Consider the following 22,138-nt stretch of genomic DNA (forward strand, 5'->3'; position numbering starts at 1 on the left):
GTCAACACCAGCAACAAGGGTATGAGCCAGTCCGTCAGATCGTATGAACCCAGCTGCATTAGGTCCTGCAACGGGAGTTCGGGTTCCGCCGTCACCGGCGGGCGCGGAAGAAGCTGGCCGGGCGGGTTGGGCCCTGGCTGATGCTCCCTGGATGGCTGCGGCGTGGAAAACATACGGCCGGGAAGGCACTGGCTGCCACCAAACGGCACAGCGTCCTCAAGGCAAACTAAAGGTCCCCCCGCCGCCGGACGCGCCGCCGTCGTAAAGAGTGTTCGTTAGGTCAGCCGGCATCTGTGGCAAATCCATGGCCCACTCCGAACTATTCGGGGGGAATTGACATCCATGATGGTGGGCCGCAGGCGCCGTTTTCGCCGCCCGCGGCCCAACTTTGTTCTCAATTTCAGTAGGTGCGCTTCACGATCTCGAAATTGTCCGGCAACAACCAGGTCTGGCCGGCGATCTGCTGGCTCTGCGCCATCTGATTGATCATGCTGGTGGCGTAAGGGCTGTTCAAGAGGACGGGGCTGGTGGCCATGGCATCGAGCGTTCCGTTGTGTGCACCTCCCCCAACAATGGTGCTGTCCAGCACCGGGCTGTTGGACAGTCCTCCGGGGGTCCCGCTGTACGCGTTTCCCCCAATCGTGGTGCTTTGTAGCGCGGGGTCGACGGAGGGATCCTGAATAGCGACGTTTCCCGTCTCCGGCGTCGTGAAGCTGTCGAACCGGCCGTCCTGATTGGAGTCGTAAAGGCCCATTTCCTGTACGCCATCGCCGTCCCGGTCTACGAGCATTGTTTCCACCGCACCGTTTTGGTCGCTATCGGTGACCGTCACGTCTATCCTCCCGTCCACATTCGTGTCGGTCGCCAAGGTCTCCGCAACACCGTCCTGGTTGTTGTCATAGCCGACCGACTCGAAGTACTGGTCGCCGTTGGCATCAAGCTGGTAGCTGTCCACGTAGCCGTCAAAGTTGGTGTCGAGTGCGTAGCTGTCCACGGCGCCGTCGCCGTTGAAGTCTGCCGCGCCGACGTCGCCCAGACCGTCGCCGTTACTGTCGGTGAACGAGTAGTTTTCGAGTGACATGATGCTCTCCTTCTGAAACGGAAGGCTTGCTTCCTTTTTTGTTTTGGTGATGATTAGAGACGCTCGAGAAACAGAATGTTCCCCAAAATGCGTTCTCTTTCCGGGGAACTTTTGGGACGAATCCCGCATCAAACTAGGCATCGAGGAACTACTGGGCAGGAAGGAGCGTCGGCCGTGAGTGCACCATCCGAGGGCTTTCCGGACCTTCGGTCCGCTGCCAAACAGTTGCTGGACGATGTGGAAGCCCTGGTTGGCCTCGCCGGACCACACGTGGTGGATGAACTCAGGAACACGCTCGGAAAAGAGGCCGTCGTTGCCGTGACAGGCCGCGTGAACACGGGCAAGTCCACGCTGGTTAACGGCCTCCTCGGCGCCAAGATGGCCCCCACCGCCGCCCAGGAAACAACCGCGTTGCTGTGCCACTACACGCATGGCGCGCCGGCACGGGCGGAGGCTGTCCTGACGTCGGGGCAAATCGCTCCGCTTCCACTGGCCGCCAACGGCCCTCTCACCGACGGCATCCCGCCAGCGACCATTGACCACCTCCGCATCTATCTGCAGGCCGGAGCTCTGGAGCGCTACACCATCATTGACACGCCTGGGCTGGGCTCCGCGGCCACCGACCACTCCGCCAGAACCGAGTCCGGGATGCTTGGAAGCCGAGATACCGCGGTGGATCCGGACGTACTGCTGTTCCTCATCCGTGACGAATTACGGCCCGACGATGAGGACTTCATTTCCAGCTACAGAGAACACCGTGGAAACGGTCCATCGGGAGGCGGAGCGGCAGCAACGGGTAGCGCAGAAGGACGCGCGCCGGTGATCGCCCTGGTGGCCCACGCCGACAACTTCGGCGCAGGTCCCTGGCAAGGGAGCGATCCAATTGAAGCCGCACGCACCGCCGCAGCCGGGCTCGCAGCCCGGATGCCTCAGCTGACAGCGGTCCTTCCCGTGTCAGGTTTACTCGCCGAATCCGTTCGGACAGGCGCCCTGCGTGAGCAGGACGTCCGCGTCCTGCGCCAACTAAAGGATGCGGACGACATCCATCTGCAATTTGCGGAACAACTTGGACCACCTCCAGGCGTCCGCAAGGAGGACTTTCAGAGGCTCACCGGACTGATCGGCTCCTACGGGATCAAGTTCGGCAGGGAACACTGCGGTTCGGCAGGGCAATTGATGGCGTGGCTTCACGAGCGATCCGGGCTGGCTCAGCTGGAGCGTGTTCTGCGCACAGAGGTGACCGCGCCTCTCGAGAACGCCCGGGTTGACGCGGTGCTGACCGGGTTGCTGGCAGCAGCCCGCGACCATTCCTGGCCCAGCGCGGTAAGGGTCCGCATCGAATCAGCAAGGCACGCGCCCGCCTTCCATCGGCTGCAGGAAGAAGCTGCGCTAGCCTTGCTTCGGGCCGCCGACCCGAATCACGAACTGGTAGCAGTGCTTGAGGGCCTGACCAAGCCCGATCCGGTGCTGCCGGACCTGGGCCCAACACTGGACGGCGGAAAGCAGTACCTGCAGCTGGCCTCGTACTACCAGTCGATGGTGGGCACGGCATCAACCGGAGCGGAGGCCCGCGCCGCACGGGTCATTGCCCGGTCCCTGCTCATTCGCGCCGGGACTGCCAGGAGTGCACCGTGAACGGCCAGAATGCTGGAAACGTGTATCTGCCGGAGGAGACTCGGAAGTTAGTTGAAGCCAGCCCCAATGGCAGCCTCGAAGGCATGCCGCGCCCGGCTGATTCTGCTCTTGACAGTGGCAACGCCCACGCCTTGGTACTCCGCAATTTGTGCATAGGTGAAGTCGCACAATTCCCTCAGCACCAGTGCTACGCGCAGATCTTCATGCAAAGTCTTCAACGTCTGCTGTACGAGGTCGGCAGAGGCGAGCTGCTCCGCAAAATCCCGTTCCGGCGCGAAATCATCGGCGATCTCGGTCTCGGTGGAGTGCCTCGAACGGATGACCGCCAGTGCGGCGTTGGCCGCAATCCGATAGATCCACGTACCAAAACTGGCGTCTCGACGAAAGCGCCCGATGCCGCGCCAAGCGGCGAGCAGCGTGTCCTGAAGGGCGTCCTCAGCGTCATATGTGTTCCCCGTGATGCGCAAGCAGACGGACCAAATCATGGTCCTGTGTTGCGTGGCAAGGGACTCGAAGGAACGAGCATCTCCCCCTATAGCCGCATCCAGAAGCAGCGATTGGGCCACGGTCGCGTCCATAGTTCCCCCATGTGGGTTCAGGTCGCCGTGCCCCCCGCACTAGCCGGTAGTAGGGCCACTATAGACCCGCCGGATCTGATCGACCACCCTTTAAACCAAGGATTATAGAAATGAGCGACGAATTTCCTGAGGGCTCCTTCAAAGAGTTCCTCCTGGTGCCCGAGGGGCCACCCGAAGCCGTCTGGGATCGTGCCCTGGACGCCGCTTTCACGGCCGCGGAGCCGGACTCCGAACAGGACGATTCAGTCGATTCCGTCCCAGATACCGCATCCGCAGACACAAACGCTGACACGGGCATTGACGACGACGGCGACGACGACAGCGATTCCGCTGGCGACATGCTGCCGCCAGACGGCAGTCCCGCCTCCGCCCCCGCGCAGGAAGACCTGTCCGCAGCGGCCGGCTGGGACGACGGCGACGATCCGCTGGGCGAGGGCCATGCCTCAGGGTTCTGACCTGCAGCGGCTGTCCACCTTGAACTCCGCGAGGGCGGTGCTCAGCACGTCCACGCGTCTACTCCGGGCCGTAGGGCAGGCGGGCGCTGCCGACCGCATCATCCGGCAGGCCACCGGTGCCGCCGGCACACCCGTGGTGGTCTTCATCGGGGAAAGCGGCCGGGGAAAGAGCTCCCTGGTCAACCTGATGGCCCCGGACCTGCGCGCCAGTGACTTCGAGGAGGCTGGACATGCGCTGTACAGGCTGGTGGCTCCGGCCAAGGTGGATAGCGACGAAACAGTCACCGGCCGCACCGTATGGGTCTACGCAGATGGCACTCGCTCTGAGGACGGGCCGGGCGACGCCGTTGGGAAGGAGGTGCAGACCGGCGCGGGATTGCTGGGAAACGTGATCCTGCTGGACGCACCCAGCGCCGGGGGCCTGGCAGGACCCCAGTCGCAGCTGAACCTCAAGATCCTGGAAGCGGCTTCAGTAGCCGTCTTTGTCACCGACGCCGGCTCGCTGCTCTCCAGCGCCGAAATTGCGTATCTGGAGCAGTGTTCTGCCCAAGTGGAATCGGTGAGCGTGGTGGTCACCAAGACCGACCTCTTCCCCGGTTCCTGGCATGACACGGTGGCGGGAAACGCGGCCTTGATGAGGGCGCGGATCCCCAGGCTGGCCGACGCCTTCGTCATTGGCGTTTCGGCCGTCGCGGCGAACGCGGCGAACTCCATCACGGATCCCTCCCTCCGCGACGGGCTTCTCAACGCGTCCGGGTTCCCGCAGTTTGTTCAATCCCTGAAGCGCGACCTTGCCCGGGCCGGCACCGCCCCCACGGCCAATGCCCTCCGACTGGCTCGCACCGCGCTGGACACGCACCGCCAAACTCGGCTCACTCAGCTGGTGATTGCCGACGATCCGGCCGAAGCCAGGGCCGGAATGGTCACCGAGCGTCAGCGCTTATCCGAGCTGAAGGACGAACAGCAGCGGTGGACCCTCGACCTGGAACGTGACCTGGGTGAGCTCCGCGCCGGCATACTCCGCCAGGCAAGCCGCACGTTTGACGGCTGGGCCGCGAACTGGAAGAACCGCATCCAGTCAACCAAGGCCCTGCGGGAAGAGAAAACCACCCGCCAGCTCACCAGCGACATCTTTGCCGAGCTTATGGCACTCCGCGCCGACATCATCAGTGATGCCGAGCACCAGCTCAGCACCCTGATCCGCGGAGTGTTTCGCGATGTGCCCCTCCCCGCGGTGCTGGACGAATTATTGCGGGCGGCTGAGCTCCCGGCCGACACCCCGCAGCTCAGCAGCGACCGCCGTCCCGGGGGCTTTGACCCTTCCCAAGTGATGTCCCTTGTCATGGGGTCCAGTATTGGCGGCTCGGCCGCGGGGATTGTCACCGGCGTCGGCGTTGCCACCGGCGCAATCCTCGGCACCGCCGTCACGGGGGTGGCTACGACGATCGGCATTCCCTTCACGGTTGTCGGCGCCGGGGGCTGGTTTGCGATCAACCGCTACTACCGCCAGAACATGCTCGAGAAGACCCGGCTCTTGGGGGAAGTCCCCCGGCTGGCCCAGGCCGAGCGAGCAGTCATTGCGGACTATTTGGACGCCCGGCTTCGCCGTGTGAAACCGGAGATTGTGGTCACCTACCGGGCCCAGCTACAGGATTCCCTGGCCACCTTGCAGCAGCTCATCCGGGAGAGCCAGGCCCAGGAACAACTCTCAGCCCAGGCATCACAGCAGCGGATCGACGCCCTCAAGCGCGACATCACCGCGATCGACAAGCAACTGGAGGACATCGACGGGAGCCTGACGAAACTCCGACTCCTCTAAGAGGAACTTTTTGCCTGCGCGGCACCTCTAACAGTCACTATTCCCAGCAGGAGGAAACCATGGACACAACCCCAGACACCGTGACCGAAGAATTGCCCGAACCCGAGGCCGCCGAGGAAACGGCTGGCACCGAGTACGAATCAGTGGACCTCAACGAGGACGGCTCCATTGATGCGCTCTACGTAAGAATCGACCAATCGTTTTCCTTCGTAGCCCTCGATTCGGACGAAGATACTGCGCTCGACACCGCCTATCTGGACCTCGACGGCGATGGACAGGTGGACGTCCTTGTCACCGAGTCGGACGGCGGGTATCTCCTTGCCGATGCTTCCGGGAACAGCGAGCCCCAATGGGTCTCGAGGGAGGACCTCACGGCAGCCTCTCCCGAACTCGTGACGGCCCTGGACCAGCAGCTGTCCGCCAACCCCCGCGGCGATGAAACCACCGATCAGCCGATCGAGCCGGATCCGGGCAGCACAGACTGGAGCGTTGAGGACGGAGTCCTCATTGGCGATCCGGTGGGCGATTCCGAGTACTGGTTCCAACAGGCAGAGAACGGATTCTGCCTTCCCGCGAGCATTGCCCAAATCGTCTCCGAATACACCGGCGTGGTCTTCACCGATGAGATGGAGTTTGTGGACTTGGCAAACGAGATCGGGGCCTTCAGTGTTGGCCATGACGGCGTTCCGAGCATGTCCTTCGAAAAAGGGGTGGAGATCCTTAACGCTGCTGGCGTCCCTGCCGAAATGCGTTTCGGCGACCTCGACACCCTCGCTGCAGAGCTTGAAGCGGGCAACAGCATAATCCTGGCGGTGGACAGCGGCGAGCTGTGGACCGGGGAGGCCTCCGAAGATAACACTGCGGACCACGCCGTCGTTATCACAGGCATCAACACCGAGCGGGGCACCGTGATTCTGTCGGATCCGGGCAGTCCGGGCGGCAACCTCGCGGAAGTGCCCATTGGCCTGTTCCTCAACTCATGGGCCGACTCCCAGAACGCCATGATTGTGTGCGACGAACCGCCGGCGGACGCCGCAGGCAGCGAGTCCGTCCAGGACCTCTCAGCGGAAGGGCAAACGGCCGAACCACAGGCCTCCGAACGGAACGACGAACCGCTGGATGCAGGATCGTTGGAAACCCCTGACGCGTTCCTCGCCGGCTCGCCGGGATTGAGCGAGGCCGCCAGCGCGGAGCCCTTGGAAGCCACCACGTCGCTGGCTATCCAGAACCCGTGGGTGCTGCTCCCGATTACGCTGGCTGCCGCCACCCTCAAGGCCCTTTGAACGGCATAGTGAGGTAGGCCGTGACCGCCACCGGCGTTGCACCCCGCCCCTGCCCTGGAAACCTGCCAACAAACGGAGGGGAACTGTGCCTGCCCAGCCAACCGGCCATCCCTTCCGGGCCGGTTGAACAGCGGCAGCCGGTGGTACCTACCCTGCCAGTGGAGCAGCAACCACCGACGACGCCGACGAGTGCTCCCGGCCCAAGTCCCGGCGCGCCAGCAACGGATTTTCAGCTCGCCAATCTGCCGCTTTGGCTGGTGGTCGCAATCGCCGTTCTCCTGCTGACGGTTGTACTACTGGGCTTGGTCCTGGCCGGGCTGCTTCGAAGGGCAGCCCGGGAGGGGCACACCGCCACGGCCGTGCCGGGACTCAGGCTGGAACCCAGAGGCCCCACCGCGCCGTACGAGGCCCTGCTGCAGGCATTCATCGGGACATACGATCTCTCCGCCAGTGAAGTGGTGCGGGCCCATATTCAGAAATCCCTCCGGGCCGTTGGAGTCACTCCCATCACTCCGCAGCCCGGAGACAGCTTCGACATCCGGCTGCACAACGGCGTCACCGGAGTCACGGCCCCCTCGCCGAGCCTGGCGCTCCGAATCGTCCGGGTCCTCAGGCCGGGATGGCGTACCGACGACGGGGTCCTCCGCCTCGCCGACGTCGAAGTTTACAAGGAGTAGAACATGCCCGGACCATCGATCCGCTGGGCGGCCCTGGCCGCCGCCGTTTCCCTAGCAGGTTGCGCGCCGGCCGTCGGGCGGGCCCCCGGCGCGCCCGCACCGCCGACAACGGATTCCCCGTCACCGACCCAGACGACGGCGGAGCCGGCCTCGCCCGGCTCCACGAAGACGGCTCCGCGTATCTGCGGCGGGTACCAGAGGCCAGAGCTCTCGGCAGGGGAATGCGATCTGGTCAATTCAGCCAATCTGGGACTCCTCAATGTGGGAACCTGCGGCACGTACCCACCACAGGGTGGCGCTACCGCAGCAGTGGAATGCCGGGGACGCGGAATGGGTATCTTCCCCGAGGGCCAGGAGCCAAAAGTGTATGTCTTCGGTTTCGCGAACCTGCAGTCACTCAAGGACGGCTTCACCTCCTACACAAGGAGCGGCGGGATCAGGGAAGGCGACGTTCAGTATCCGCCTGCGGCCGGTTTCTGGGGATTTCCGGCTGACCCACCAGACATGCACAGGGGCCAACTGCTGAGCCAGGTGCGCGACGGGGAAGCACTGTTCATCTGGACTGATTGGACTGAGCTCACGTGGATTTCGGCTGAATCCAACATCACGGACGTCAAAACGCTCTTTAGCTGGTGGGGCAAAGGGAACAGGTAGCCAGTTTGTGCCAACATTCTCAACGCGAAAGAAGGAAGGAGCCATCATGGAGGGAAACCCCTGGCGTTTGGCAATCGACTTCGGAACGTCAAATACAGCGGCCGCAGTGGTCCGTGGAAGCGGGGACGTGCGCGTCCTCCGTCTCGGATCCCGCTCTGATGCGATCCCATCCTGCGTAGCCGCGTACAACGGCGAAATCCTCACCGGCGATGCGGCGCTTCAAATCGCGGGAATTTACCCCTCCGCGTTCGAACCGACACCGAAGCGACGGCTGGGCGAGGACGCCGTAGTCCTTGGCGGCAGCGTGTTCGACCCGGTGGACCTCGTCGCTGCGGTCATCGGATTTGTTGTGGGTCAGGCGGTGCGGTTCGTGGGCGGTGACGCTCCGGCCCAGGTGATCCTGACCCACCCGGAGGCGTGGGACGAATACATGAAGGGGCGGCTGACGGCGGCTGCGCTCAAAGCGGGCATACCGGAGCAGAACATCCTGCTGTTTCCTGAACCCGTGGCGGCCGGATGGCACTACGCAGCGGGTTCCGACGTGGCCCCGGGGGCACACGTGGCCGTGCTGGATTTCGGCGGCGGCACGTGCGACGCCGCCGTCCTTGAGCTCGTGCAGACTCCTGCCGGGCCATCGTTTCGCGTGGTGGCATCCGGGGGAATAGATCCCCTTGGCGGCCATGACTTCGACGCTCAGCTGGAAAACTGGGTTTACGCCCAGTTGGCAGCTGAGGGGAAAACGGCGCTGCTACAAAGCCTAAAGTCCGAGCGCGCCAGTGCGGACAGGGCCGTCCTGCGGGATCAGATACGCGAAGCCAAACACGCCTTGAGTTTTCACGGGTCTGCGCCCATAGGCGTTCGCTCGGGAGACCACGAGTGGGTCTGCACCGTCACTCGCGGGGAATTCGAGCAGCTTATTAGTCATCAGATACGCCGGGCTGTGGAGTTGGTTCAGCGTGTCATCCGGGAAGCGCTTCCCTCAGCGCAGCAACTACACCGCGTGTACCTCACGGGCGGCTCCAGCCACATTCCTGTACTGCAGGCGACCCTCGGAGAGATCCTGCCGATGAAACTGGGGCTAATGGGAGACCCCAAACAAATCACCAGCATCGGAGCTTTGCAGGCCCCCGCCCCGAGCAGCAGGGCAGCCGCCGATCTGACGGCCCCCGTGGTCGAAAAGCCCGGTCCCGTCAGGGAGCTGCCGCGTGCTGACGATCAGGTTGTCACCTCAGGCGGCAGAAGAAGGCGGCGGCTGAGTAAGAGAGTGCTGATCGGCGGCGGAGTCAGTGCGGCTGTGGTGCTACTCGGGACAGCTGTTGCCGTATCGGCCGTTTTCCTTCCGGCACCCCCGTCACCGACACAGACGTCCACGGGAACCGCGGCCACCAAACAAGGAAGGAAGTGCGCGGGCGAGGAACGCCCCCGTTTCTCGGACGGCGAATGCAACCTCCTCACCACCGCAGCCGCCCACCACCTAGTGGCGCCGGACACCTGCGCAAGTAACAAAGACCTTTTGATGGCCAGTTACGGCATCATCTGCGACCCGTCCTCCGACAGCGGCTTTAGCTCAACTGAACGGCCCAAAGTTTCTGTGTACGGCTACACGTCCGTCGGAGCGATGAAGGGTGCCTTTGACAAGATCATCGACCAATATGGTGCAGCCGAACGTCCGCCGGAAAGACCTCCGGGATGGCAGGACTGGGTCCAGGGAGACCAAACCGTCAAGGGACGCATACTGGGTGTGTCCGTAGACGGAGCAAATTACCTGGTCTGGAACGAGGAGGCGTCACTGACGGAAGTATGGGCCGGTTCCAGGGGCGCGGACGTGCCGAGGCTGCTTCAGTGGTGGAAAGAGAAGTGGTAGCCCACAGCGCCGTGAAGCGCCTATAGGAAGGCCCGGCCCAGAGAATTCGGGCCGGGTCTTCCTATGGGACTTTCAGTGGCCCCTGCGCTGCTCGTCAATGCTTGCCGGGGACGGTGAACTCCGTCTTGAACGCTGTACTGAACTTCGATGGGTCAGAAAGGAGAAACAGCCCTTCAACCTCGGCCGCGGAGCCGGGGAGGATGGACTCAGAGATATCGCACATCTGGGAAATGGTGGCGGTGGACGTGTTCTGCAGCTTGGTCAGGAGCATCCCCGATTTGATCCCTGCCTTGCTGGCCCCGGAACCCGGTGTGACGGCCTTGACGTACAAGCCTCCCTGGACTCCCGCCTTCGCCAGCTGTTCATCCATTGCAGGGCCCTTAGCGGGGTCCAGCCCCTTGAAGTACCCGGGATAATACTCCTCAACAGCCCAGCCCATGTTGTTCGGGGACTCACCTTTCAGCAGCTTGTCCACAATCTCGCGTTTGGCTGAGTCGATTGCTATGGAGTAGTGCTGGCCCTGAACCGGCGCGGCCACAGATCCGGGGTTGGACAGCGTGTTGATCCCCACGAGGCGGCCGTGATGGTCCAGCAAGGGGCCACCAGAATTGCCAAAGTTGATGGCTGCCCCGTGCTGGATGGTGTCCTTGTACTCCGGCAGACCTTGAGGACGTGCTTTGACGGACGTCGCGTTGACGAGACCCGAGGTGATGAGCAGTTTCTGTTCCGAGGGGCTCTGGGTCAGTGTATCGGGATAGCCGAGAACGGTGACTGTATCGCCAGGCTTGACGTCGGCCGAGTTACCGACGATGAGCGCCTCGGAATTTTCCGGCAGAGGCGTGGAGAAGTGGACTACGGCGAGGTCCGTACAGGGATCTGAGGCTATGACGTGAAGCGCCACCTTCTCGCCGGTGTTGAAGCGCCCCGAGATGGCGGCGAGGCCCTCCACCACGTGCGCATTGGTGACGCCCATGGCTCCCTCTTTATCTACGAGGAACCCCGTCCCGAACCCTGTGAAGTCGTCCGGACGGCGGCCTTGGATCGAGAAGACTGCCTGTTCACCAACTGCATACATCTGCTGCGGAGTCATATCCACCGGATGATCACTACCGTGGGGCAGGGAATCGGCCATGGTCAGACCACCGTCTTTGTGGTGGGGGATTTCTGTTGCGGGTGCTGTCGGTGACGCTGTGCCGGACGATCCCGTTGGATCTGGTTGGGTGCTGGGGTTACCGGATTGGCATCCTGTTAAAACCAATGCTGTGACTGCAAACGCAGCTGCATTTTTTCGAAGCGATCGGCCGTTCATGTGTTGCTCCATGGTGTCCTCCTCGCGACCGCCTCATTGCGGTAGTTCATTATCACGCATTTGGACTAATTAGCAATATAGCCCCGGGACACGCCGAAAAGCCTCTTCAGACCGCCACGGCGGACAGAGCCAACACGTACAGGAGGCGATTCGACCCGGGGCGGAGGGGCCCTGCATGTTAAGTTGAAGATCAGGGATCGTACCGATCTGACAGCAACTCCGGAAAGAGCCCTCACCGTGGAATCGCCAAAACCCGTACGGATCCTCACAGTCTGCACGGGAAACATCTGCCGCTCCCCCGTGGCCGAACGCCTGCTGCAGGCGGGCCTGGACCAGGTCCTGCCCGGCGGCTTCGAAGTCCGCAGCGCCGGCACCCGCGCCATGGTGGGCAACCCCATCCAGCCGCTCTCCGCCGACATCGTGAACATGTACGGCGGCACGGACAAGGGTTTCGCTGCCCGGCAGCTGACCCAAAAGATCCTCCGGGACACGGACATCGTGCTGACCATGACCTCCAAGCACCGCGGCGAGGTGCTGCAGCTGGACGCCTCCCTGCTCAAGCGCACCTTCACCATCCGTGAATTCGCGCGCATGCTGGAAGCACTCGAAGAACGCGACTCCGCAGGCGAAGCCACCGGCACGGCACCCGCCGAAAAAGCGTCCGACGCCGGCACGATGTGGCGCGGCCTGCCCGCCCGCCTCGCCTCCGTCCGGCACCTCGCCCTGGCAGCGGACAGCGCGGACAACGAAGTGATCGACCCCTACAAGCGTGGCCCCGAGGTGTACCGCCAGATGGAAGACGAGCTGGCCCCCGCCATCCTCACCATCCTCCGCTACGCCCGGCTCAACACGCCCGCATAAACAGGACTTTCGGCGTCGTCCTTTTCCGCATCAGCGGTGGTAGCGTCCGGTTATGGACAACCAGTCTGATCCGGAAGGAACGGCTGAAAGCAAGCCGCCGCAGGGAAATTTCGCATGGCTCCCCGCCTGGCTGCGCCGGCAGCCCACCTGGCTCAAGGCGGTCCTGGCGATGGTCCTGGTGATCGCCCTGGGCAGCACCGCCTACGCCTTCTCGCAGTTGGGACGCGGCGGACAGCCCGGTCCCGCCGCCAGCGGAATCACGACGGCGGAAGGCGGCACAGCCACCCCGTCGCCGTCAGCTCCCTCCCTCACACCGACTCCGACGCCGACGCCCACCCCTGAACCGCCGCCGGTTGCCATGAACGTCCTGATAATGGGCAGCGACAGCCGCGGAGACTTCCGGGCCGAGGAAGCCCAGGCTGCCGCCGGAACGCCAGCTGACCAGCGCGCCGACGTCCTGATGCTTGTCCATATACCGGCGGACCGTCAAAAGATATATGGCATTTCGATCCTTCGGGACACGTGGGCGGATATCCCGGGCTACGGACAGGCCAAAATCAACGCCGGACTGGAACTCGGCGGCATCCCCCTGATGACCCGCACCGTGGAAACGTTGTTCAACACGCACATCGACCACACGGTGCTGGTGGACTTCAAAGGGCTCTGGGATGCGACGGACGCCCTCGGCGGGGTGGACGTGAACGTCACCGTTCCGTTCACCTCAAGCACGGACTCCCGCCATTACTTCCCGGCCGGAGTCAACCATATCTCCGGCGCGGAGGCCCTGCAGTTCGTCCGCGAGCGCTACGCCTTTGCCGATGGCGACTTCCAGCGGGTCCGCAACCAGCAGACGTTCCTGAAGGCGTTCATCGGCAAGTTCATGAGCTCCGGCACCCTCACGAATCCGGCCACGGTGGCGAATGTGGTGAACGCCGTACTGCCGCACGTGATGGTGGACCCCGGGCTCACCCCGGAAGTGCTGGTGCGCCTCGGCTTCAGCCTCCGTGATGTGGGGCCTGAGGACGCCGCCTTCTTCCGGTTGCCCGACGGCGGTTTCGGCACCAGCACCGACGGGCAGTCGATCGTTCTCCAGAATCCCGGGGCGGTGGGTGCCGTGTCAGCAGCACTCGCCAGCGGTACCCTGGCCGACTACGTGGCGGCCAACGGCTTTCAAAACGGGAACTGAGGGCTCCTCCACCACGCACAGGTACAACTGCAGGCGATTAGGTGCCTACACAGTTGGCTGGTGGGTGGGACGATGCTGGTGAGCCGGACAACGGTGGCGACGTGCCGCCGTCGTACTTCTGCCGTTTTAGTTCTGCCGTTTTAGTTCTGCCGTTGAACGCCTGCCGCTTAGGCGGCGAGGCTCATGGGTGCCCAGCCCGTCGGAGCCAAAACGCTGATGTTGCATTCCGACTGCAGCGGATCAATCGACTCCGGCAGGTGATGGGATTCCGAACATGCCTGCAGCTGCTCCATTGCAGCCGGCTCAACACGTGCGTGGCTCACATCCACCACCAGGTGGAGTCCTTCCTTCAAATGATTTGCCCTCTTCACAACCACATACAGTGCCTGGATGCTTTTGGCCGTCACATGGCCCTGCGCTGCTACTTCTGCCTCTCCGCAATCGAGGTCGAGCCGTACTAAAACCTTGAGTTTGTCGTTCAAGTGTTTCCCCTATTCCTGCATGGCCGCGACGCTGCGACCGCCATCAGCCTATGGAGCGAATGTGACCTACGCAACACTGCGCGTCATATGCAGACCGACCGGCGTTATGAACGGCGCGGACCGTTGAACCCGGCCGCGCCGTGGGGTAATGCGTGGTAGTCACGCAGAGACCCTGGTGGAGTCCGCTGGCATGGTGGCTCATTTCACGTGAGCTAAGGGCCGGCGGCGCCTGGGGAAGCCTCGGTCTCAGAAGGCTTGTCACCGCCGGCCCAGCTCAACGTGATCCGGATCGTTGTCCGGGCCAGTTATCGGACTGGCGGGAGTTCCCAGGGGGACCAGGTCCTCCGCCGACCGACTCCTAAAGACTATTTACCGTCAACATCCTGTGCGTGAGTGGCCACTACTCGTCTTTATGTTGCTCGAGTAACGCGATGTGCAACGCGCTACGCAGGGCATAAGCGGACCACTCTATCCCCCGGTAGCGAACGCGTGTGCCTCTGGCGGAATAGCTCTATATATTGAGTCAATGACCCAGACTCCAGTGCAGCACCCAGCCGACAACACCCCTGCGGCCGCCGCCCCCGTAGCCAGGAAGGTGCCGTTCGAACGGACCCACCACGGCGACACTTTCGTGGACAACTACGAATGGCTGCGGGCCAAGGACTCCGCGGATGTGGTGGAGCACCTCAAGGCGGAGAACGCCTACCAGGAGGCGGTCACCGCCCACCAGGAACCGCTGCGCGAAGCCATCTTCCAGGAAATCAAGGGACGCACCCAGGAGACAGACTTGTCTGTTCCGAACCGCAAGGACGGCTGGTGGTACTACACCCGTTCCGTCGAAGGCAAGGAATACGGCATCCAGTGCCGCGTCCAGGCCCAAAATACCGGGGATCCGGTGGCCGACTGGACGCCCCCGGCGGTGGAGGCCGGCGTCGAACTTTCCGGTGAAGAAGTCCTGCTGGACTGCAACGTCGAAGCCGAAGGCAAGCCGTTCTTCGCGGTCGGCGGCACCGCCGTGACCGTGGACGGCAACCTCTACGCCTACGCCGTGGACAACGCCGGCGACGAACGCTTCACGCTGCGCTTCAAGGACCTGCGCACCGGCGAGATGCTGCCGGACGTCATCGAGAACATCTTCTACGGCGTCTCCTTCTCCCCCGACGGCACACGCCTGTTCTACACCGTGGTGGACGACGCCTGGCGCCCCTACCAGGTGAAGTCGCACGTGCTGGGCACGCCGGTCAGCGACGATGAGGTGATTTACCAGGAGGACGACGTCGCCATGTGGCTGGGCTTCGACCTCTCCTCCGACCGGCGGCACCTCGTGCTGAGCATCGGCTGCTCCGAATACAGCGAGACGCGGCTGCTCCGCTTTGACGATTACGACGCCGGACTCAGCACCGTGATCTCCCGCGACGAACGCGTCCTCTACGAGGCCGAGCCGTTCCTGCTGGATGGCGCAGAGAAGATCCTGGTCACCCACAACCGGAACGCCATCAACTCCATGGTGTCGCTTGTGGACGCGGCCGAGCTCGCCAAGCCGCTGGCCGAGCAGCAGTGGACCACCGTCGTCGAACATTCCGACCAGGTGCGCGTCAACGGCGCCGGCGTCACGTCCACGCACGTGATTGTGTCCGTCCGCAAGGACACCATCGAGCGCGTCCAGGTGCTGGCCCTGGCCGGACTGGGCACGCCCGCGCAGGGCGATCCGGTGGAGCCGGCGTTCGACGAGGAGCTGTACACGGCCGGCGTCGCAGGCTCCGACTACGAGGCCCCCGTGATCCGGATGGGCTACACCTCCTACTTCACGCCGTCGCGCGTGTACGACTTCGTGCTTCCCACCCCCGAGAAGCCGGCGGGCGAGCTGCTGCTCCGCAAGGAGAGCCCGGTGCTGGGCGGCTACTCCCCGTCCGACTACGTGGCCACCCGGGAATGGGCGACGGCGGCCGACGGCACCCGCATTCCGCTCTCGGTGCTGCGGCACGCGTCGGTTTCCCGCGGTTCCTCCGCGGCCGGGCTCGTGTACGGATACGGCTCCTACGAGCTGAGCATGGATCCGGGCTTCGGCATCCCGCGGCTGTCCCTGCTGGACCGCGGGATCGTGTTCGTGATCGCGCACATCCGCGGCGGCGGCGAGCTGGGCCGGCACTGGTACGAGGACGGCAAGAAGCTGCACAAGAAGAACACGTTCACGGACTTCATCGCGGCCACGGACTGGCTGGCCTCGTCCGGGTGGGTTGATCCCGCGCGGATTGCGGCGATGGGCGGTTCCGCGGGCGGGCTGCTGATGGGCGCCGTGGCCAACCTGGCGCCGGAAAAGTACGCGGCCATTGTGGCGGCCGTGCCGTTCGTGGACGCGCTTACCACCATCCTGGATCCGGAGCTGCCGCTGTCCGCCCTGGAATGGGAGGAATGGGGCAACCCGATCACGGACCCCGAGGTTTACGCGTACATGAAGTCCTACACTCCCTACGAGAACGTTGGGCCGCTGCCGTATCCGAAGATCGCCGCCGTGACCTCGTTCAACGACACCCGCGTGCTGTACGTGGAACCGGCCAAGTGGGTGCAGGCCCTGCGCTCCGAAACCACCGGGGCGGAGCCGATCGTGATGAAGATCGAGATGGACGGCGGCCACGGCGGAGCGTCCGGCAGGTACGTCCAGTGGCGCGAACGGGCCTGGGACTACGCCTTCGTGGCCGACTCCGTAGGCGCGACGAAACTGCTGCCGGGGGCCGGGATTAAGTAGGGGGTTCCGGCCCGGCCGGGTGCGAGGGCCTGCCGAAACCCGGCGATTGGCCGATTTTGGCCGCTATGCGAGGTGCATAGCGGCCAAAATCGTCAAATCGATGAGTGTGCGGGTTACCTCTGCTCCGGCCCCAACGGGAGCGGAACGATGGGCTGGTCGTTGGCCGCGAGGTCGATGCCGAAATCCTTCGCGAAAACGAGCCGGGTGTCCTTGTAGATTCCCGGGTGGTTCTCGTCCAGCTCGAAGACCCGGGCTCCGCGCAGACGGTTACGGTCGGCGCCGGGCAGTCCATAGGCGCCGAATCCCGTCCCCGGGGCGTAGCCCAGCTGAACACCGTAGTAGTTACCCATGTAGGTGTTGACGTGATCGTGCCCCACAAAGTATCCGAGCACGTCCCCGCGTTCCAGGAAAGCGTTGAACAGGCCGGAGTTGATGGGTCCGGGGCATTCATCTTCGTTACGCTCCCCCACGATGCTGTGCTTCGTGAGTGCCCGGGCGTGATCAGCCTCCGTTCGTGAATCAAGGCTGGAGAACCACATGTTGCGGTGCTCATGAAGCGCGATGTGGCCCCACATGAGAGACGGTACCTTCTTGCCGTATTTCTGCTCGGTTGCGATGGACAGATTCCGATACCAGCTCACCTGATCCATGCGTACCCAGTCCCAGTCCGGGTAGCCCTCGAAGTCCTGGCCGTTGATGGTGTCCGGAGCGTAGCGGCCGGTGTCGATGAGCCACAGCCCAAAGGCCGGAGCCTTGGACCGCGAGGACTGCACCAGCAGCTGCGAGTTGGAGGTGCCGGTGAGCTCCGGGGCGGAATCAGCGTTCACATTGAACTCGTAGCTCTGCAGGAACTGCAGCATTTTGGCTTCGGTCATACCCGTTCGCTGCACTGAATCTTCGTCGTGGTTGCCGAACGTCACGGCCCACGGGATCTTCCGGCTTTCCATGGGCTGGACCACGTGGTTGAGTGCCTGCTTGACCTCAAGTTCCGAGTCGCACCCACCGTTGATCACATCTCCGTTGATCACCACAAAGTCCGGCTTCTCGGCTTCCAGGGTCCGGTTCATCAGTTCGATCGTGCGACGGTCCGTCTGCTCGTCGTCCTGGGTGTCGTTGAACTGGACAATCTTGAACGTGCCGTCCGGGCGGAAGAGGAGGCTTGGCTTTGGCGCCTTCGCACCCGGCGCCGCCTGGCTGCCGGCCGCTGCGGCCACGGTGATTCCCAGGGCTCCAAGCGTTCCGGCAGCAGCCAGTGCCGCTCTCCTGCTGAGTTTGGGCTGGTCGATACTGGTGTTCATTGAGACCTCTCGTTGCTGATGCTGCACAGAGGCGGCCGCAGTTCCGGTCCGCCGTTATGCCCAGACAGTAGGAGAGGCAGACGTCGCGCCCTGAAACGCGCGGTGAACTGCCGGTGTGTACCCAAAATATGATCATCATGCTTACTATTGACTGGCATTAGGCACATCGGTGTAGAAACTGCTCACTGGGGGCAGCAGAAACCGTGCCGGAACTGGAGTTATTCGTGAGCACTGAACAGGGTTTGACCCCGCTTTCCGACGACGAACTGATGGCACAGGGCGGCACCGCGCTTCCCGACAAGGAAGTGGCCTCCGTCCTGGACCTGAACGCCGACCTTGACCTGGGCATCAACGCTGCAGCACCCATCGACCTTGCCGTGGCAGCCAACGCCAACGTGGCGGCCCCGATCGACGCGGCAGCCTCCGCAAACATCCTCTCCTACGGCTCCGAGTCCCAGGCCCTCGCAGACCAGGGCGTGATCATCGATCAGGGGATCACCGCTGACGCCACGGCGGATTCCACCCAGGACAGCACCATTGACCAGGCGCCCGACAGCACGGGCGCCGATTCCACCGACGGCGGTGCTACTGACGGAACCACCGCTGACGGAACCGCCGACGGCACCCTGCCCGAGGGCTCAACGTCCGACGTCGGCGCCTTGCCGGCGGATCCCTCTGCAGCCCTGGACGGTGACCTCCTGAACGTGAACGTTGACCTTGCCGCCGATGCGGACATCGCCGCCCCGATCAACGGCGCGGTTGCGGCCAATGCCAACGTGGCCGCACCGATCGACGCGGCCGTGGCCGCCAACATCGGATCCATCGACAGCGACGCGTTCGCCGTGGCCCAGCAGGACGCCATCATCAGCCAGCACATCGACGGCGAAGCCACCGCTACCGCCGACCAGCAGTCCGATCTCCGCCAGTAACGCCCGGAATCCGACGTCAATGATGAGCACGTCCTCATGAGTACAGTGCACGGCGGGCCGTCCCGGTTGGACGGCCCGCCGGCCTCTTACGCGCCCACCACCGCCGGACGCCAGCCTGAAGACTCCGGGCCCGCTGTTGATTTGCCCGACGTTCCCTTCCGGGCCGACGGCATCGAGCTGATCGGCGAAACACAGGGATCCGGCTACCGCGAGCCGCCCTCGCTGGTGAGGCGCGCCGACGGGCAGGCCATCCAGCTCACCCGCCTGCTGTACTTGGTACTCGAGGCGATCGACGGCAACCGCAGCGTCGACGAGGTTGCAGAGCATGCCAGCGCACGCTTCGGCAGGCTGGTCAGCCCGGACAACGTCCGCACGTTGATCAGCTCGCAGCTCCTGCCCCTGGGACTGCTCCGGCTGGCCGACGGTTCGCAGCCGGAGGTCAGGAAAGCCGACCCGCTGCTGGGGATGCGCTTCCGCTACACCGTGACCGATCCGGACCGCACGCGGAAACTGACCGCCCCGTTTGCAGTGCTCTTCAATCCGCTCATCATCGTGGCGGTGTGCGCAGCGTTCCTCGCTTCCTGCTGGTGGGTGCTGATGGTCAAGGGACTCGGCTCCGCCACGCACGACGCCTTCGCCAACCCGGTCCTGGTGCTGCTGGTCCTGGCCGTCACCGTTTTGTCCGCCGGCTTCCACGAGTTCGGCCATGCCGCCGCCGCACGACGTGGCGGTGCGACGCCGGGAGCGATGGGCGCCGGCCTCTACCTGATCTGGCCCGCTTTCTTCACCGACGTCACCGACTCCTACCGGCTTGGCCGCGGCGGCCGGATCCGCACGGACCTGGGCGGACTGTATTTCAACGCGATCGTGGCCGTGGCCATCATGGGTGTCTGGTGGGCCACCGGTTTCGACGCGCTGCTGCTGGTGGTGGTCACCCAGATCCTGCAGATGGTCCGGCAGCTCCTCCCCCTGGTCAGATTCGACGGCTACCACATCCTGGCCGACGCCACCGGGGTCCCGGACCTCTTCCAGCGCATCAAGCCGACCCTGTTGGGACTGCTGCCCTGGCGCCGGTCGGACCCGGAGGCCCAGGTGCTCAAGCCTTGGGCCCGGGCCGTGGTGACCATCTGGGTGCTGGTCACCGTGCCGCTGCTGTTGTTCAGCCTGGCAATGATGGTGATCTCACTGCCGCGGCTTCTGGGCACGGTGTGGGCCAGCGTGCTCAAACAACAGTCCCAGCTGACCGACAGCCTCGCTGCCGGGGACGTCGCCGGCGCCGCCGTCCGCGCCCTGGCGATCGCCGCCGTCGCGCTGCCCGTGGTGGGCATCTTCTACGTCCTGCTGCGCCTGGTCCGTCAGCTGACCACGGGGCTCTGGCAGAAGACCCGCGGCAAGGCAATCCAGCGCGGGGCCGCGATGGCCGCCGTCGCTGCTGTGACCGCCGGCCTGGCCTGGGCGTGGTGGCCCGGAGCGGACACGTACCGGCCGGTGCAGCCGTACGAACGCGGCACCCTGGCTGACGTTACGACGGCGGTGTTCCCCACGGCGTCGTCCACAACGCTTCGGGAAGGACGCGCGGGAAAGACTGTGGCACTGTGGCCTGCGGGTGCAGCCAAGCCCACGAGGGAACAGCCCCAGCTGAGCATGGTGATGGTGCCCCGCACGGGTCCAGCCGCCGCCGGCACCCCGGACGCCGGCAGCGGTGCCGCCGCACCGCCGTCGTGGGTGTTCCCGTTCAACCAGCCGGCCGCACCCGAAGAGGGCGACAACCAGGCGCTGGCGGTCAACACGCAGGACGGCTCGGTGGTGTACGACGTCGCCTTCGCGCTCGTCTGGGCCGAGGACGGCGAACCGGTGGACACCACCAACGAGGCCTACGCCTTTGCCAGCTGCTCCGACTGCGCCGCGGTGGCAGTGGGCTTCCAGGTGGTGCTGATCGTGGGCCAGGCGAATGTGATTGTTCCGGAGAATCTTTCCGCAGCCGCGAACTACAACTGCGTCCGGTGCCTCACGTATGCGCTGGCCAACCAGCTGGTGCTCACGCTGGACGGACCGCTCAGCGGTGACGGCATGGCCCGGCTCAACGCGCTGTGGGCTGAGATTGCCGAATTCGGACGGAACCTGCAGAACGTTCCGCTCTCCGAGATCCAGGGACGCCTCGAAGCGTTCAAGGAGCAAGTCATGGAGATCGTCCGGAACGACCCCAGCGCCACCAAGGGCACCGCGACGTCCGCGACACCAAGCTCCACGGCTACCGCGACCCTCGGATCCAGCCAGGCCCCCTCCCCCGGAGCCACGGCGACGCCAACGGTCCCCGCAGGAGCGACGACGGCGGATCCGGCGCCCGCTGCTCCCGCCACCGGAGGTGCGGCAACGGAGACACCAGCTGCGACTGCGGAGCCGACGATCACGCCGACCGTGACGTCGACGGAACCGGCACCAGCCACACCTGGACCCACGTCGAACGGCGAGTAAGGCTGTCCGTCGAGTGGGCCTGACGGTGGATGAGCCTGCCGAAGCCCCGGGCGATTTGCCGATTTTGGCCGCTATGCGAGGTGCATAGCGGCCAAAATCGTCAAATCGATGAGCGTGCGGGTTACCGTCAACGCGTCCGTGCAGCCCATTCGTCACGCAGGATGGCGTAGACAACTTCCGTGGCCCACTCCCCCTTGTACCGCCACTTGTCCACATGCCTGGCCTCGAGGCGCATGCCCAGCCGCTCGCAGATGGCTGCCGATGCCGTGTTCAGCGCATCCAGCTTGGCGTCGATCCGGTGGAAGTTCAGGCCCTCAAAGCCGAGCTTAAGCACCGCCTCGGCCGCTTCGGTGGCGTAGCCGTGGCCGCGCGCTCCTGGGGCCAGGCTCCAGCCCACCTCGGCCTGCCCGAAGCCCGGCAGCCATTTGAGCACCACCTCGCCGATCAGCCCGGGCGAGTCCGCGGCCTCGATGGCCAGCGCCACCCAGTCGCCCTCCTGGTCGAACACAAAATTGGCGTACTTGCCCACCCGTTCCATGCACTGCGTGTAGCTCTTGGCCTCCCCAGGCAGGAACCGTGCGGTGCCGGGCAACGAGTGGTAGGCATGGAAGGCGTCGAGGTCCGCGGCTTCGAAGCGGCGCAGGACCAGGCGTTCGGTGCGGATGGGCAGTCTGATGTCCGGCATGGATTGAGCGTACCCTCCTGCAATTCGCCTGGCTTGCGGGGTGCGGCCACCCAGTTACCCCAACCCCGGGAACCGGGCAGTCCCGGTCCGGAAGCTCCTAGGGGCTCGGCACTGAACAGTG

General features: G+C 64.4%; 19 protein-coding genes. 12 read left to right on the forward strand and 7 right to left on the reverse strand.

Annotation, left to right across the window (positions count from 1 at the left end; translation table 11 throughout):
• Positions 1-400: 400 nt before the first annotated feature.
• Positions 401-1,081 (reverse strand): hypothetical protein, encoded by a 681-nt coding sequence (locus JOE41_RS06150; RefSeq protein WP_209751494.1) that lies wholly within the window; start codon positions 1,079-1,081, stop codon positions 401-403.
• A 174-nt stretch (positions 1,082-1,255) separates the two neighbouring features.
• Between JOE41_RS06150 and JOE41_RS06155 the strand changes: the two genes are divergently transcribed.
• Entirely contained in the window at positions 1,256-2,716 is a 1,461-nt protein-coding gene (locus JOE41_RS06155) for a GTPase (RefSeq protein WP_209751496.1), read from the forward strand.
• 47 nt (positions 2,717-2,763) lie between these two features.
• On the opposite strand, the gene JOE41_RS06160 is transcribed toward JOE41_RS06155, so the two are convergent.
• The gene (locus tag JOE41_RS06160) at positions 2,764-3,294 is read right to left on the reverse strand and encodes an RNA polymerase sigma factor (protein WP_209751498.1); all 531 of its coding nucleotides are present in this window, start codon (positions 3,292-3,294) and stop codon (positions 2,764-2,766) included.
• Between the two features lie 110 nt (positions 3,295-3,404).
• On the opposite strand from JOE41_RS06160, the gene JOE41_RS06165 reads away from it, so the two are divergent.
• The 4 genes from JOE41_RS06165 (at position 3,405) to grpE (ending at position 7,528) form a co-directional block, all read left to right on the forward strand.
• Positions 3,405-3,749 (forward strand): hypothetical protein, encoded by a 345-nt coding sequence (locus JOE41_RS06165; protein ID WP_209751500.1) that lies wholly within the window; start codon positions 3,405-3,407, stop codon positions 3,747-3,749.
• Positions 3,733-5,568: a hypothetical protein gene (locus JOE41_RS06170; protein WP_209751502.1), complete on the forward strand. Its 1,836-nt coding sequence runs from the start codon at positions 3,733-3,735 to the stop codon at positions 5,566-5,568. Before JOE41_RS06165 ends, JOE41_RS06170 begins: the two co-directional genes overlap by 17 nt.
• A gap of 59 nt (positions 5,569-5,627) precedes the next feature.
• Entirely contained in the window at positions 5,628-6,851 is a 1,224-nt protein-coding gene (locus JOE41_RS06175) for a C39 family peptidase (RefSeq protein WP_209751504.1), read from the forward strand.
• A gap of 257 nt (positions 6,852-7,108) precedes the next feature.
• On the forward strand, positions 7,109-7,528 hold the full coding sequence (gene grpE / locus JOE41_RS06180; protein ID WP_209751506.1) for a nucleotide exchange factor GrpE: 420 nt from the start codon (positions 7,109-7,111) through the stop codon (positions 7,526-7,528).
• Here grpE and JOE41_RS06185 read toward each other — a convergent pair.
• A complete protein-coding gene (locus JOE41_RS06185) occupies positions 7,516-7,764 on the reverse strand; it encodes a hypothetical protein (RefSeq protein WP_209751508.1) in 249 nt (82 codons plus the stop codon). The two genes, grpE and JOE41_RS06185, sit on opposite strands and share 13 nt — an antisense overlap.
• Positions 7,765-7,858: 94 nt before the next feature.
• On the opposite strand from JOE41_RS06185, the gene JOE41_RS06190 reads away from it, so the two are divergent.
• A complete protein-coding gene (locus tag JOE41_RS06190; protein ID WP_209751510.1) occupies positions 7,859-8,182 on the forward strand; it encodes a hypothetical protein in 324 nt (107 codons plus the stop codon).
• Between the two features lie 46 nt (positions 8,183-8,228).
• The gene (locus tag JOE41_RS06195; protein ID WP_209751512.1) at positions 8,229-10,046 is read left to right on the forward strand and encodes an Hsp70 family protein; all 1,818 of its coding nucleotides are present in this window, start codon (positions 8,229-8,231) and stop codon (positions 10,044-10,046) included.
• Positions 10,047-10,140: 94 nt separating this feature from the next.
• Here the strand turns inward: JOE41_RS06195 and JOE41_RS06200 are convergent, their stop codons facing one another.
• Entirely contained in the window at positions 10,141-11,136 is a 996-nt protein-coding gene (locus tag JOE41_RS06200; protein WP_209751514.1) for a S1C family serine protease, read from the reverse strand.
• A gap of 456 nt (positions 11,137-11,592) precedes the next feature.
• Between JOE41_RS06200 and JOE41_RS06205 the strand changes: the two genes are divergently transcribed.
• Together JOE41_RS06205 and JOE41_RS06210 are read left to right on the forward strand one after the other, a co-directional pair.
• Positions 11,593-12,216 carry a low molecular weight phosphatase family protein gene (locus JOE41_RS06205; RefSeq protein WP_209751516.1) on the forward strand — a complete coding sequence of 208 codons (624 nt, stop codon included), beginning with the start codon at positions 11,593-11,595 and terminating at the stop codon, positions 12,214-12,216.
• Positions 12,217-12,268: 52 nt separating this feature from the next.
• Positions 12,269-13,402, forward strand: coding sequence for an LCP family protein (locus JOE41_RS06210; protein WP_209751519.1), 1,134 nt, complete (start codon positions 12,269-12,271; stop codon positions 13,400-13,402).
• 167 nt (positions 13,403-13,569) lie between these two features.
• On the opposite strand, the gene JOE41_RS06215 is transcribed toward JOE41_RS06210, so the two are convergent.
• Positions 13,570-13,884 carry a hypothetical protein gene (locus JOE41_RS06215; RefSeq protein WP_011693056.1) on the reverse strand — a complete coding sequence of 105 codons (315 nt, stop codon included), beginning with the start codon at positions 13,882-13,884 and terminating at the stop codon, positions 13,570-13,572.
• Positions 13,885-14,410: 526 nt separating this feature from the next.
• On the opposite strand from JOE41_RS06215, the gene JOE41_RS06220 reads away from it, so the two are divergent.
• A complete protein-coding gene (locus JOE41_RS06220) occupies positions 14,411-16,630 on the forward strand; it encodes a S9 family peptidase (RefSeq protein WP_209751521.1) in 2,220 nt (739 codons plus the stop codon).
• A 113-nt stretch (positions 16,631-16,743) separates the two neighbouring features.
• On the opposite strand, the gene JOE41_RS06225 is transcribed toward JOE41_RS06220, so the two are convergent.
• Positions 16,744-17,928 carry a metallophosphoesterase family protein gene (locus tag JOE41_RS06225; RefSeq protein ID WP_209751523.1) on the reverse strand — a complete coding sequence of 395 codons (1,185 nt, stop codon included), beginning with the start codon at positions 17,926-17,928 and terminating at the stop codon, positions 16,744-16,746.
• Positions 17,929-18,152: 224 nt separating this feature from the next.
• Here JOE41_RS06225 and JOE41_RS06230 point away from each other — a divergent pair, with 224 nt between their 5' ends.
• Positions 18,153-18,857, forward strand: a complete 705-nt coding sequence (locus JOE41_RS06230; RefSeq protein ID WP_374068683.1) for a peptidoglycan-binding protein — start codon at positions 18,153-18,155, stop codon at positions 18,855-18,857.
• 36 nt (positions 18,858-18,893) lie between these two features.
• A complete protein-coding gene (locus tag JOE41_RS06235) occupies positions 18,894-21,332 on the forward strand; it encodes a hypothetical protein (protein WP_209751525.1) in 2,439 nt (812 codons plus the stop codon).
• 127 nt (positions 21,333-21,459) lie between these two features.
• Here the strand turns inward: JOE41_RS06235 and JOE41_RS06240 are convergent, their stop codons facing one another.
• On the reverse strand, positions 21,460-22,017 hold the full coding sequence (locus JOE41_RS06240; protein ID WP_209751527.1) for a GNAT family N-acetyltransferase: 558 nt from the start codon (positions 22,015-22,017) through the stop codon (positions 21,460-21,462).
• Positions 22,018-22,138: the final 121 nt, after the last annotated feature.

This window comes from Arthrobacter sp. PvP103 (assembly GCF_017833075.1).
Taxonomy (GTDB): Bacteria; Actinomycetota; Actinomycetes; order Actinomycetales; family Micrococcaceae; genus Arthrobacter.

What these genes read in the sequence shown, in the direction of transcription:
- JOE41_RS06150 (WP_209751494.1), bottom strand. Translation starts at nt 1,081, where the DNA reads ATGTCACTCGAAAACTACTCGTTCACCGACAGTAACGGCGACGGTCTG.
- JOE41_RS06160 (WP_209751498.1), bottom strand. Translation starts at nt 3,294, where the DNA reads ATGGACGCGACCGTGGCCCAATCGCTGCTTCTGGATGCGGCTATAGGG.
- JOE41_RS06165 (WP_209751500.1), top strand. Translation starts at nt 3,405, where the DNA reads ATGAGCGACGAATTTCCTGAGGGCTCCTTCAAAGAGTTCCTCCTGGTG.
- JOE41_RS06170 (WP_209751502.1), top strand. Translation starts at nt 3,733, where the DNA reads ATGCCTCAGGGTTCTGACCTGCAGCGGCTGTCCACCTTGAACTCCGCG.
- JOE41_RS06175 (WP_209751504.1), top strand. Translation starts at nt 5,628, where the DNA reads ATGGACACAACCCCAGACACCGTGACCGAAGAATTGCCCGAACCCGAG.
- JOE41_RS06190 (WP_209751510.1), top strand. Translation starts at nt 7,859, where the DNA reads ATGGGTATCTTCCCCGAGGGCCAGGAGCCAAAAGTGTATGTCTTCGGT.
- JOE41_RS06195 (WP_209751512.1), top strand. Translation starts at nt 8,229, where the DNA reads ATGGAGGGAAACCCCTGGCGTTTGGCAATCGACTTCGGAACGTCAAAT.
- JOE41_RS06200 (WP_209751514.1), bottom strand. Translation starts at nt 11,136, where the DNA reads ATGACTCCGCAGCAGATGTATGCAGTTGGTGAACAGGCAGTCTTCTCG.
- JOE41_RS06210 (WP_209751519.1), top strand. Translation starts at nt 12,269, where the DNA reads ATGGACAACCAGTCTGATCCGGAAGGAACGGCTGAAAGCAAGCCGCCG.
- JOE41_RS06220 (WP_209751521.1), top strand. Translation starts at nt 14,411, where the DNA reads ATGACCCAGACTCCAGTGCAGCACCCAGCCGACAACACCCCTGCGGCC.
- JOE41_RS06225 (WP_209751523.1), bottom strand. Translation starts at nt 17,928, where the DNA reads ATGAACACCAGTATCGACCAGCCCAAACTCAGCAGGAGAGCGGCACTG.
- JOE41_RS06235 (WP_209751525.1), top strand. Translation starts at nt 18,894, where the DNA reads ATGAGTACAGTGCACGGCGGGCCGTCCCGGTTGGACGGCCCGCCGGCC.
- JOE41_RS06240 (WP_209751527.1), bottom strand. Translation starts at nt 22,017, where the DNA reads ATGCCGGACATCAGACTGCCCATCCGCACCGAACGCCTGGTCCTGCGC.